The following is a 12,668-nucleotide window of genomic DNA, read 5'->3' on the forward strand; positions in this document are numbered from 1 at the left end:
TACAGAGGAACCCCCAAATTGCTCCTCAGAGCGGCATTGTCCTGTTGTGGTGTACTTGGTACTTGGTACCTAGTACTTTGTACCCATGCGTAAGTACGAAGTTAGAAGTACGAGGTACGAAGGAAAGGTAAGAAAATGGCCACAAAGGCCACAAAGTTTTCACGAAGTTTCACAAAGGCCACTTCGCGGAGAAAAATTTAAAAGCTTGAAAAAAAAAGTGTCAAGTAAATTTAGGACGTGACAAATGATTCGGAAAAAACCTTCCAGGTCAGTGAATGATTCGAGACCTGGAAGGTTGTGTATGGGGTTAATTGAGTTTAAATGGAGTAGGTTGTTTTTTTGCCAGGCGGTAGGCGAAACCGAGGTTGACTAGGTAGTCGGCAAAGGCAGCGTCACCGTGACGGATGTTGTCCGGGGTGGAGTCTGCGATGTCGGTCAAGCTACGGGTCCTGTTGCGGATAAGGGCAATGGGGACATTGAGCGTGGTCGTAAAGTTACCGATCATATAACTGGCTCCCGGTTCCACGGAAATGATGTAGCCCGGACGGCGGAACCCGTCGCTTTCACCAATAAAGTCCCTTACCGGAATACCTTCGATTCTTCCACCTAGCGAGAAACCCAATCCGTGGATTTTGGGGATGGTTTTCAGAAGCCCAGTTCTGAACGCATATTGATCCGGCACGCTCATAATACCCTCGCTTTGACGGGCCCGGAAAGTTTGAGTGCCGTTGGTGTTTCTGGGGTTAAACATATAGAAGCCGTCATAATACCAGACCAGGTTGCCTGGTATAAACCAGTAGCCCTGCATGTCGAGTATAAGCCCCACTCCACCATCGCCCAGCTGTATGGATTGGTCAACAGGCCGGGTTTGCGGTTCACCATTTGGCCCTACATTATAAAAGGTCCCTAGGGCATTATAATCCCCGGTGGGCAGTTTGATGCCTGCTCCAAATGCCATGTTTCCGGATTTTGATTTTTCCTCACCCAAAATCCAGTACCCGGCCCCGATCCGCATGTCGGCCAGACCTCCACTATAAGTCATGTGACGCTCCGTTCTGCCATGTTCATAGAGGCTGCTTCTTTCATTGTAGGCCAAAGGCAGGCTAACAATTCCATATACCCTGCTGGAAAAGGCATAACTAATGTTGAAATCCAGTCCGTGGGACCAGTTGATGACTTCTGTGTTGTTGGCTACCCGTTCCCTTTCCTGGTGCGTGCCTCTGAAGTGGCGGAAGGATTTGAAGTAACGGTAGTTGGTATTGAAGTTCCATTCCCCTTTTTCGAGTAGGTTGCCCTGACCAATCGCATTGCCTACACCGGAGAATTGACGGATTGCCACACAACCCTGACCATAGGATTCCAGCCCGCACCATAAAAGGGCAGGAATCAATAAAGAGTAAAATTTTAATTTCATTGATTGAAGTAATAAGTGAGTTTGAACCCCTTTCATTTTGAAAGGTTAGAGAAAAATGTTCAAACTTCCGGAGGGGGAGAGGGTACCGAGGAAGCTCGATGAATTAGCATGTTCTCAGCCTCGTGGGGGTAGCCATTTTTGGAGTGAAACAAAACAAAGGTCCTTTCCTGAAAATCAGGAAAGGTGAAGTCTTTATGGAATGAATAGACAAAGTTTTTCAGAGGAGAATTGGGCAGCTGCTCACCTGTGAGGCTGCTCACCCAGTTTTTGACCACCATGTCCAGGGTGTTTTGGGCGGTGTCGGGTGTGTACACCAGCTGTAGGGTGTCATTAGCATATCTTTGCTTGATTGCCCTGAATCTTTTCCCGTCCTTGCTGAATGTCAGGTTGGTTTCAGAAAACTCTTCCTGATCGGTCATGTAGGGAATGGAGATAGGTACTTCCAGTATGAGGGCATTAGGAGCAAAATCATCGCTATAGACCAAATGGCTCCAATTTTCCTCAATATTTTGGGAAAGGGCCAGATAGAAGTAATAATACCCGAACTGGTAAAAAGAGAAAAACAATAAAAGCGCTATGGAAGCTGACTTTCTCATACTAAAAACCTATGTGTTGTGAATTTAGTAAAATTATATGAGTTTATATTGGTTTCGTGAAAAATAAATTACGTTAGATTGGGGGTTTACGTGATGGAATGTAGAATGATGAATGATGAAGTAATTCTCGGTGCACTGATGCCCCATCCGAAGAGCGTAGCTCGGAGGGAGGGAGGCGAGAATAAGAACGGTGGATATCAGAAAAGCCTACAAATTGCTTCACAGAGCGGTATTGTCCTGCGGTGTACTTGGTACCTGGTACGTTGTACTTGGTACCCAATCGAATGTACGAAAATTAGAAGCTCGAAGTAGGTTTCGGGTCAGCCACGGAAGGGAAATGATGAATAATGATTGATGAATGATGAATAATGAAGTAAGTCTCGGTGCACTGATGCCCCATCCGAAGAGCGCAGCTCGGAGGGAGGGTCACGAAAGTAAGAAACGATGAATTACTGAAAAGCCTCCAAATTGCTCCTCAGAGCGGCATGTCCTGCGGTGTACCTGGTACGTGGTGGTTGTACTTGGTACCCATCCGTAAGTACGAAAATTAGAAGTTCGAAGTAGGTTTTGGGGCGGTCACGGGAATGGAATGGTGAATGGTGAATGGTGAATGATGAATGTAGAATGTAGAATGATGAATGATGAATAAATACTCTCGGTACACTGATGTGCAGAACTACAGATATAAAAAAAAGTGAAGGAAATCAATCCTTCACTTCTATGTAGTCCACGTATTCGCCGTCGATTTCGCGGGGCGGGGTGGGTTTCTTTTTTTCTGATTTGGGGATGAAATCCACATTTACATTGCCATCGGCAGGGCGGCTGCGGGGGCGTTCCTGCTGCTGCACATGTTGCATCTGGTCAAAAAACCGCTTTAGCTTGCTCTTCAAAAAGAAGCGGAGCAGGTTGGTGAAGATCCAGGACAATGCGAAGGTGATGATGATGAATTTTAAGATAAATCCCATTTTGTAATTGTTGGTATTTGAAGTCAAAAACGAGGGAGCAGTATAAGACCGCTCCCGTATTAACCTTATCTACTTAAGTACAAGTTCCTCTCGCCGTAAATCTTTAGGAAATAATCATCCATAAGATCGTCGATGAAGTAAATGGCTTCTCCGGTAGACTTCATCTCTGGACCGAGCTCTTTGTTGACATTCGGGAACTTGTGGAAGGAGAATACCGGCTCCTTGATCGCATAGCCGTTTTTATACGGCTTGAAATCGAAATCTGTAACCTTTTTCTCTCCCAACATTACCTTTACGGCATAATTGACGTAAGGTTCTCTGTACGCCTTGCAAATGAAAGGAACCGTTCTGGAAGCTCTTGGGTTGGCTTCTATCACGTAAACCTTATCATTTTTGATGGCAAACTGAATATTGATCAAGCCCTTGGTCTTCAAGGCCAGGGCGATTTTCTCTGTGTAGGTTTCGATCTGTCTCATCACCAGGTCCCCCAAGTTGTAAGGAGGCAATACCGCATAAGAATCACCGGAGTGGATTCCGGCTGGTTCGATATGCTGCATGATACCGATAATATAGACGTTTTCACCGTCACAGATGGCATCTGCTTCCGCCTCTATGGCTCCCTCGAGGAAGTGATCTAGTAGGATTTCGTTGTTTGGAATATCCCGAAGTACGTTTACCACGTGCTCTTCGAGTTCTTTTTCGTTGATCACGATCTTCATTCCCTGGCCGCCCAATACATAAGAAGGTCTTACCAGTAGCGGGAAACCGATAGTTTTGCAAAGCTCAAGGGCCTCGTCTGTATTGTGGATAGTGCCAAATTCAGGGTAAGGCACATCGTTTTCTTTCAAAAGTGTAGAGAAGTGGCCTCTATCCTCAGCCAAATCCAAGGCTTCAAAGCTGGTACCAATGATTTTGATGCCGTATTTGTCAAGCTTCTCGGCAATCTTCAAGGCGGTCTGTCCACCCAGCTGCACGATTACGCCCTCAGGCTTTTCGTGGAGGATGATTTCATAGATGTGCTCCCAGAATACAGGCTCGAAATAAAGCTTGTCGGAAATGTCAAAATCCGTAGAAACCGTCTCCGGGTTACAGTTGATCATGATGGTCTCGTAGCCACACTCTTTGGCAGCAAGTACCCCATGCACACAGCTGTAGTCAAATTCGATTCCTTGGCCTACCCTGTTTGGTCCAGAACCAAGGACTACTATTTTCTTCTTATCTGTGGCAATACTTTCGTTTTCCTCACCGAATGAAGAGTAGTAGTAAGGAGTTTGGGCTTCAAATTCAGCGGCACAGGTATCCACTAATTTGTAGTCTCTCATGATGCCCATTTCCTTGTAGCGCTTGTCAAAGACCTCGCTTTCAAGACATCCCATCAAGTGAGCTAGCTGCCTGTCTGCGTAGCCTTTCTTTTTGGCTGTAAGCATAAGCTCCTTGGAGATGGTGTCCAGTTTGAACTTACTGATTTCTGCTTCCAGATGGATCAGTTCTTCAATCTGCTTGAGGAACCACTTGTCGATTTTGGTAAGTTCATATATGGTTTTGAAGGAAACGCCTAGTTTGAAGGCATCATATACGTGGAAAAGTCTGTCCCAGCTTGGATTGGCCAAGCTGTAAAGCAGGGCATCCTGGTCTCTAAGCTCTTTTCCGTCGGCGCCAAGGCCGTTTCTTTTGATCTCCAATGACTGGCAGGCTTTCTGAAGGGCTTCTTGGAAGTTTCTTCCGATACCCATCACTTCACCCACCGCTTTCATGGATAGACCAAGTTTCCTGTCAGAGCCCTTGAACTTATCAAAGTTCCATCTTGGGATCTTCACAATCACATAGTCAATCGCCGGCTCAAAGAAAGCCGAAGTAGTGCCTGTGATGGAGTTTTGTATTTCGTCAAGGTTGTAACCCACCGCTAGCTTGGCAGCTACTTTGGCTATTGGATAACCGGTAGCTTTGGATGCCAGGGCTGAAGAGCGGGATACCCTTGGGTTTATTTCAATTCCGATAATTTGCTTGTTGTCAGGGCTTACAGAAAACTGTACGTTACATCCCCCGGCAAAATTACCGATTCCATTCATCATACGGATGGCCTGATTTCTCAGTTCCTGATACACGGTGTCGGGAAGCGTCATCGCCGGTGCCACTGTGATGGAGTCACCTGTGTGCACGCCCATAGGGTCAAAGTTTTCAATTGAACAGATCACCACCATATTACCGATGCTGTCTCTCAGTACTTCCAGTTCGTATTCCTTCCAGCCCAAGATACTTTGCTCGATAAGTACTTCGTGGGTAGGAGAGGCGGTAAGGCCTGCTGTCAGTGCTTTTTCAAAGTCTTCAGCTTTTTCCACAAATCCGCCTCCGGTACCCCCGAGGGTGTAGGAAGGACGTATTACAAGCGGGAAACCGATTTCTTGGGCGATTTCGTGTCCCTGAAGATAGGATGTGGCTGTTCTACCCATGCAGACACCCACGCCAAGTTCTTCCAAGAGGGCTTTGAATTTCTCCCTGTTTTCTGCTGTGTCTATGGCATCAATGTCCACCCCGATCATCCTGGTATTGAATTTCTTCCAGATTCCGGCCTTATCGCAGTCGATGGCCAGATTCAGAGCTGTCTGTCCACCCATGGTAGGAAGTACGCAGTCGATATCCGGATGCTCGGTTAGAATTTTGACGATGGATTTTTTCTCCAAAGGCAATAGGTAAATGTTGTCCGCAGTCACTGGGTCAGTCATGATCGTGGCCGGGTTTGAGTTGATAAGGGTAACTTTGATACCCTCTTCCCTCAAAGACCTGGCAGCCTGTGAACCGGCGTAATCAAATTCACAAGCTTGGCCGATAACGATGGGACCTGAACCGATAATGAGGACGTGTTTGATGCTACTATCTTTAGGCATGCTGTTGAGAGGTTTTTAGTCTGTTAAGAACTTTTGGCTAAATTGGTGCAAAATTAAACAAATAATCGAGAGATGCACGGTTGTGCTTGATAATTGGCGAATTGACTGTGTGAATTAAACAATATTAACGTTGGTTTACCGCCATTTAAAGGACTTCCCGTCTTTGGCCCTCATGGTACACAAAATTCCGTCCAAATGGTCATATTCATGCTGGATTAATTCAGATATGTCATCTTGAACTTTCCAGATTTTCTTTTCCCAGTTATGGTCCAAATAATGCAGGGTGAGCGAGCGGTGTCGATCTACCTTTACCAGTAGGTTTGGAAAACTCATGCAGTCATCCCACATTTCAAACTTTTCTTCACTCAAATTCTTCAGTTCCGGGTTGATGATCACGTAGGGCTTGTCCAGGTTGAGGTAAAACAGGCGCTTCATTATTCCCAGTTGGGGAGCGGCGATTCCTCTCCCAAAACCGTAATTGAGTCGGATATCCTCCATGGCCTCATGCAAGTCCTTGACCCAATCAGCCACAAAAGGAAGTTCCTCTTTAGTGATGGGTTCACAAGTTTCATATAGTCTGGGATCTCCAAGTTTTAGTATGTCATCTATGGTTTTCATTTAAATCTATTGGATTATTCGGATTTGTGCTGGGAGCCTGTTTTAGAAAGACGGAAGACGGAAGACCGAAGACGGGAGACCGAAGACCGAAGACGGGAGACCGAAGAAAGCGACATCTTAGCATCTGGGCAGGATTCTAGCAGGAAACACCGCTGGTTTTAGCCCAGCGGTGCCCTACAGGTTAATTTTGGTGCTCATCCCGCAACAGGTCGTTGACTGTTTTTACGGGGTTGAAAGTGATGATGGGTACTTCGACAAATATCGTGTTCCAATCGGCCATGGATCCGTTCCACAAGCCTGGGAGTTCCAGTGCCTTTAAATCTTTGCCGTTTTTGGATTTGCCGGTGATAAAGCCTGTTTTCATATCGCGGTACTTCAACAGGTCGAATTTATTGCCCTTGAAGTCCTTGGTGCCGCATACTACATCCACAGGATTGAAATGTGTGGCGGAGTTGTATATTTCCTTCATCTCGGGGTTGTCCAGGTCAATCTGGGCGTTTTCGGCAATCTGCAGGGAGAGGGAGCCGTCCTCTTCCTGAACCCAGAAAGGTCCACCGCCGGGTTCCCCGACATTCCTGACCATTCCACAAACCCTGATGGGGCGGTTCAGCTTGGATTTAAGGAATTCCTGCTTTTGGGCTAATGGCCATTCCTTGTATTCTTCGGGTAGTTTGCCGGCAAGCTCCACTTCAAATACTTCCTCCGCTATCAAATTGTCATGTTCGATATTTTCCAAAGCATGGAACACTTTGTCCTGTACTTTCAGCAGGAGCGCTCCAAGAGCTTTTTTGTAGGCTTGGGTAGTATCCTTTAATCTATCAGGCACCACATTGTCCACATTTTTGATAAAAATAAGGTCGGCATCTATCTCATTCAGATTTTCCAAAAGGGCACCATGTCCTGCAGGCCTAAAAAGGATGCTGCCGTCTTCTTCTATAAAAGGTGTGTTATCAGGGTTTACCGCAATGGTGTCGGTGGACTGCTTTTGCTGAGAAAAGCTAACTTCAAAAGTAACCCCGTGCTCATTTTCCAGTGCGGGTTTTAGTTCAGCGATTTCCTCCTTGAATTTTTCTTCATGTTCAGGACTTACGGTAAAGTGAATGTTTACTTTATCCCCTTTGCCTTTGGCATAAAGTACTCCTTCCACAAAGTGCTCAAAAGTCGGGGTGCGGTCATGGTCGCTGTAATGGTGAAATTTAAGCAGGGCTTTGGGCAAGCTGCCATAACCTAGGCCTTTTTCTTCCAGCAGATAGCTGATCATTAAGGTGTAGTCTTTGTCCTCAAGAGCTTTTTTGATCGAGCTTCCATCCCTTTCCATCACCTGATTAAGGTCATGGTAGAAGGCGAAGTTTTCAATATTATCGATAAATTTCTTGGCGAAAGCATTGTTATCGAGCTGCCCATCGCTATCAAGAAAGGCGAATAGATCTTTAAACATTCTCGAAGCTGCACCGGAAGCAGGTACAAATTTTAAGATATCCTTGTTTTGGACCAATTGGTCAAATTGCTTTCCGAGCTTCTTGATTTCCTCTTCACTGAATTTCCGGATGCCGTTTCCGACTTTGGCAGCCTCCACAATTGGCAGGTAGGGGAAGCCGGATTTGAAGTTTTCGATTTGCTCTTGGGCTTTATCGGGCGACATGCCCTGGGCAAGAATCTGTTGCTGAAGTGTGTGGTCCATAAAATAATAGGATTCAATTCAAGGTTAAAAGTTAATCTATAAATATAGAGGATTGCAGGCAGAAACAGAAGGATGAACTGCCCCAATTTGGCAATGCCATGCCTAATTAACCAAAAATAGTGCTAGAGGTTAGTGGGGAAAGTCTGATTTTTAGGTTAATTTTTGTTGGAAAGATTGCTGTAGGGCTCCTGGATTTTCAGCTTACCCATAAAGTAATCTAGGGGTGGGTCAGCTCCCTGAAATAGGGGAGATTCATTGTAAAAAATGATCTCGTTAAAAGTTAGATGTTTCACCCCATACTGCAGGCCCGAGGGTAGTTCTTGGGTGAAGTTGGTCATTTCCCCCATCTCGTTAATCCTGAAAATGTTGACTATTTGTGAATCTTCCTTCCTTATGTTGTCCTTATGACCAAAGTAAAGGTCATCACCAATTAAGAAGGTAAATGTCTCCCGGCGGTAATTGTGTTCATTCAACCTGTATCTGGTGGTATAATCAAATGCGACAACTTTATCCCAAACCTTTTCGCCTTTACTGTCAAGGCGGAGGAAGTGTGCCATCTGCTTTTTATAAATGTTTTCATGGCGGCTTACCGGCTTTCCTGGAATGGATGCCACGAGGATGTCCCCATCATTTTCTGCCAGGATTTCGACTTGGTTAAAGCCCTTTTTTCTTTCGTAGTTTAGCTGCTTTCGCTGTTTGCGGTCCAAACCATTGTTTCTTTCTGCCAGACTTTGTGGTTCAATGATTGAAAACGCTTGCCTATTGTCATTGTCCATAACCCAATGGAAAAAGGCGTGGTAGCGCTTGAGTTTTTTCTCCCCCGTGGTACCGATCACCCTGGGGTTGTTATTGGAGTCAATTACCAAAGAAGCGGTAACTATATCCTTGTTTCTGAAATCTGTGTCCAGCCTCATTTGGCCTGCAAATTTCCCGTCGGGCAAATATTGCTGCCATTCTAGGATTTGGTGGTTCCCTTTTGGGGAAGTCAGCAGGCTGATGGAGTTGTCGGCATCACTGATGTGCCAAATCTTTTTCTCCGGGAGGAAAATGGTATTCCGGAATGGATTGGAGGGGTCAAAACCATATACTTGAATAATTGGATCTTTTTGTTGGCCGATAATGGCAAAGCTTTCCTCAAACACCAAGAAGTCTGTCGGTTTGTGAACTTGTGAAGCTCCAATAAAATGGGCATGGAGATTCCTGTCTTGAATGGAGTACTCCAGCAATTCTTTCTTATAGTGGTGGTTGGAAAGCCAGCTCAGTAGGATGTAAACCTTCCCGTTTTTGACTTTTATTATATAATCATTGATTCCTGGAGTGGTGTTGTAATGGGATTCATGGACTTTTTCCAAGTTTTCATCCAATAAATGCAGCACCACTTCGCCGGTTCCGCGGTGAAGGATCAGATTCAGCACGCCATCCTCCGCGGGCACTGCCTCAAAATTGGTCAGATAATCCAAAGGGTCAAGTGGTGTGTTTTTTTGCGCCCAAGTGGAAGTCGTGAGAAAGAATATGAAAAGGATGAGGGTAGTGTATGTCGCTCTCATATCTAAAAATTTTATACATAATAGGAAATTACTCACTAAAAATCAAGTAGTAGTGGGAGACTTTAACCGCAAAGTGCATAGAAGCGCAAATGGGTCACAAAGGCCCCGAAGTTAAAAACAAGTTGCACAAAGTTTTGCTTTAGGTAGCTATTTGAGACAGCTGAGCGCAGTCGAAGCTGTTCTTTCCATAATCGAATCCCCGGTCCCCGAGCGGAGCCGAGGGGAGTGAGAAATTAGAGAAAAGAAATGGGTCACAACGGTCACAAAGTTCAAAAGAAGTCACACAAAGGCCTCTTCATGGACATTAAACCTCGTCACTTCGAATTAACGAAGCGGAATGGAAAGGTCTTGAATGTGGACTCCTTTGCAGAAGAAAGGGGACACAAAAGAGAGAATATTGAGAATAGATTCGGCGTTTAGGAGTGTATTTCCCGATCATCGCTGCGCGGATCGGGAGGTTTAGGGGTTTAGAAAAGCGCGAAGCGACGCGGGATTAGAGTGCAATAGATCACAAAGGCCCTGAAGTTTAAAAGAAGTCGCACAATGTTTGAAATTACCTAAGAAGCCGTATAGAAATTTCCGTACCTCCCGGTTTCTTGTATATCCTTTGCGCTTCTTCAAAATCTTTTTGCGGTTTAATTAATGCTTCATCTCAAATTTTGTAAAAATTTTAATTATTAAAGTTTTAATTTTCAGATGGTTAGTGGTGAGAGTTTGGAAGGGAGGTTTGAAATACTCAACCTTTATATTTAGTGTACGTTTGGTGAAGAGTAACAAAATCAAGTAATTATGAAGATAATATATGCTATTGCAGTATTGATGTGTTTTGGTTTTACTTTTGATGCACATGCACAAACTGACGAGAAAGAAGACCCAGGATTTGATTATGGTCAGTTTAAAAATGAGTTTTCAGTTGATCTCATTCCAATTATTAACGGTGACCTCCCAGCCCGATTTTTTTATCGTAGAAATTATACAACTCCCAATGGTAGGATGATGGGGTTCCGTGTAGGGTTAGGGGGTTCGTTAACATCTACGCCAGCAGATGTTGTTTATGAATCTGCTAATTTTGAACGCCAGCGAGTTATCAATTACCAAATGCTTATAGGGCTTGAAATGCAGAAATCCATCAGTCCTAAATTTATTGGTTATCAAGGTTTAGACTTTGTTCTTGGAGAGACCATTAATCGATTTGATCAAAATGCAAATCCCGGCCAGTTACATCACTTTCAGCAAAGCAATTTTTCAATTGGAGGGACTTATTTCTGGGGTGCCAAATATCATATTTTACCGAGACTCTCTGTTTTTGCTGAAATGGGACTGCTTTTAGAAAGCAATACACTAGCTAATTCCACTTCTAGAAATTTTGACATGAGGGAAAGGGAGTCCACCCAGTCTGGGATTCAGCTGAGATTTCTTCCCATCCGAAATATCAGCATAGCTTACCATTTCTAATCTAAAACCAAAAAAGCAGCGTCCAGGACGCTGCTTTTCTTCTTAAGGTATGATTTTTCGGTCTTCGGTTTTCCGTCCCGCGTCTTTTTCCATTTAAATATGCAAAGCTCTGTTCTCCGTCGCAGCCAGACAAGCTTCTTTGAAAGCCTCTGTATACGTAGGGTGGGCATGAGACATTCTGGCGATGTCTTCGGCTGAGGCACGGTATTCCATTGCCACCACGGCTTCGGCGATCATATCGGCCGTTCTTGGTCCGATCATGTGTACACCTAGGATTTCATCCGTTTCGGCATCCGCCAACACCTTCACCAATCCGTCGGTATCCATGGATGCCCTGGCTCTTCCTGAGGCCATGAATGGGAATTTGCCGGTTTTATACTTGATGCCTTTTTCCTTAAGCTGCTCCTCTGTGAAGCCCACTGCGGCCACTTCCGGCCATGTGTAAACCACTCCTGGAATCAGGTTGTAATTGATATGCGGCTTCTGGCCTGCCAGTTGCTCCACTACCAAAACGCCTTCTTCTTCGGCTTTGTGCGCCAGCATGGCACCCTTCACCACGTCCCCGATGGCGTAGATGTTGTCCACATTGGTTTTCAAATGCTCATCTACTTCCACTTGGCCTCTGTCGTTCAGTTTCACACCAGCTGCCTCGGCATTGAGTCCGTCGGTATAAGGTCTTCTGCCGATAGAAACCAGGACATAGTCGCCCTTCAGCTCAACGGTTTCGCCTTTGCTGTTTTCGGCCTTTACCATCACTTCATTTCCGGTGTTTTCCACAGCGGTAACCTTGTGCTTGAGGAAGAAGTCAAAGCCAAGCTTCTTTAGTGACTTTTGAAGTTCCTTGCCCATGGTTTTATCCATAGTAGGGATAAGGGAGTCCATGTATTCTACCACGGAAACCTTCGAGCCGATTCTTGCATATACAGAACCCAGTTCCAATCCAATCACCCCACCGCCGATCACGATCAGGTTTTTAGGAATTTCCTTCAATTTCAAAGCCTCCGTGGAGGTGATGATCCTTTCCTTGTCGATATTGATAAAGGGCAGGGAAGATGGCTTGGAGCCCGTGGCAATGATGATGTTTTTGCCTTTGATTTCCTCGGCTTTTCCGTCCTCTTTGCTCACCTTCACGGTGTTTTTGTCCACAAAAGAACCCAATCCATGGTGTACATCGATTTTGTTCTTTTTCATCAAATACTGGATGCCGTCTACGTTTTGCTTCACCACCTCGTTTTTCCTGCCGATCATCTGGCCGAAGTTCACCTTAAGGTCCTTCAGGTCGATGCCGTGCGTTTCGAAGGTGTGGGCTGCATTGTGGTAATGCTCTGAGGAGTCCAACAATGCTTTGGAAGGGATACAGCCTACATTTAAGCAGGTGCCTCCAAGTGTTGCATATTTTTCTACGATGGCCGTCTTCATCCCAAGCTGCGCCGCCCTAATGGCCGCTACATACCCGCCTGGTCCTGAGCCGATAACGATTACGTCGTACATGTTTTGTCTGTTACAC

Annotated in this window: 9 protein-coding genes; 1 reads left to right on the plus strand and 8 read right to left on the minus strand. The window is 45.3% G+C overall.

The features are described 5' to 3' along the window. Nucleotides 1–307: 307 nt before the first annotated feature. The 7 genes from KIH41_RS06575 to KIH41_RS06605 all read right to left on the minus strand — a co-directional run bounded on the left by KIH41_RS06575 (nt 308) and on the right by KIH41_RS06605 (nt 9,706). Nucleotides 308–1,414 (minus strand): transporter, encoded by a 1,107-nt coding sequence (locus KIH41_RS06575; RefSeq protein ID WP_214161935.1) that lies wholly within the window; start codon nt 1,412–1,414, stop codon nt 308–310. Nucleotides 1,415–1,473: 59 nt separating this feature from the next. Then, the gene (locus KIH41_RS06580; RefSeq protein ID WP_213943327.1) at nt 1,474–2,010 is read right to left on the minus strand and encodes a hypothetical protein; all 537 of its coding nucleotides are present in this window, start codon (nt 2,008–2,010) and stop codon (nt 1,474–1,476) included. Nucleotides 2,011–2,714: 704 nt separating this feature from the next. Then, nucleotides 2,715–2,975 (minus strand): DUF4834 domain-containing protein, encoded by a 261-nt coding sequence (locus tag KIH41_RS06585; protein ID WP_214161936.1) that lies wholly within the window; start codon nt 2,973–2,975, stop codon nt 2,715–2,717. A gap of 65 nt (nt 2,976–3,040) precedes the next feature. Beyond that, entirely contained in the window at nt 3,041–5,860 is a 2,820-nt protein-coding gene (gene carB, locus KIH41_RS06590) for a carbamoyl-phosphate synthase large subunit (protein WP_214161937.1), read from the minus strand. A gap of 135 nt (nt 5,861–5,995) precedes the next feature. After that, nucleotides 5,996–6,478, minus strand: a complete 483-nt coding sequence (locus KIH41_RS06595; protein ID WP_213943330.1) for a peptide deformylase — start codon at nt 6,476–6,478, stop codon at nt 5,996–5,998. A 181-nt stretch (nt 6,479–6,659) separates the two neighbouring features. Further along, entirely contained in the window at nt 6,660–8,159 is a 1,500-nt protein-coding gene (locus KIH41_RS06600) for a DUF4301 family protein (RefSeq protein ID WP_214161938.1), read from the minus strand. Nucleotides 8,160–8,314: 155 nt separating this feature from the next. Next, nucleotides 8,315–9,706, minus strand: coding sequence for a hypothetical protein (locus KIH41_RS06605; RefSeq protein WP_214161939.1), 1,392 nt, complete (start codon nt 9,704–9,706; stop codon nt 8,315–8,317). Between the two features lie 789 nt (nt 9,707–10,495). On the opposite strand from KIH41_RS06605, the gene KIH41_RS06610 reads away from it, so the two are divergent. After that, a complete protein-coding gene (locus tag KIH41_RS06610; RefSeq protein ID WP_214161940.1) occupies nt 10,496–11,161 on the plus strand; it encodes a hypothetical protein in 666 nt (221 codons plus the stop codon). A 93-nt stretch (nt 11,162–11,254) separates the two neighbouring features. Here the strand turns inward: KIH41_RS06610 and lpdA are convergent, their stop codons facing one another. Beyond that, entirely contained in the window at nt 11,255–12,652 is a 1,398-nt protein-coding gene (gene lpdA / locus KIH41_RS06615; RefSeq protein WP_214161941.1) for a dihydrolipoyl dehydrogenase, read from the minus strand. Nucleotides 12,653–12,668 lie beyond the last annotated feature (16 nt).

This window comes from Litoribacter ruber (assembly GCF_018500185.1).
In the GTDB taxonomy this organism is placed as follows: domain Bacteria; phylum Bacteroidota; class Bacteroidia; order Cytophagales; family Cyclobacteriaceae; genus Litoribacter; species Litoribacter ruber.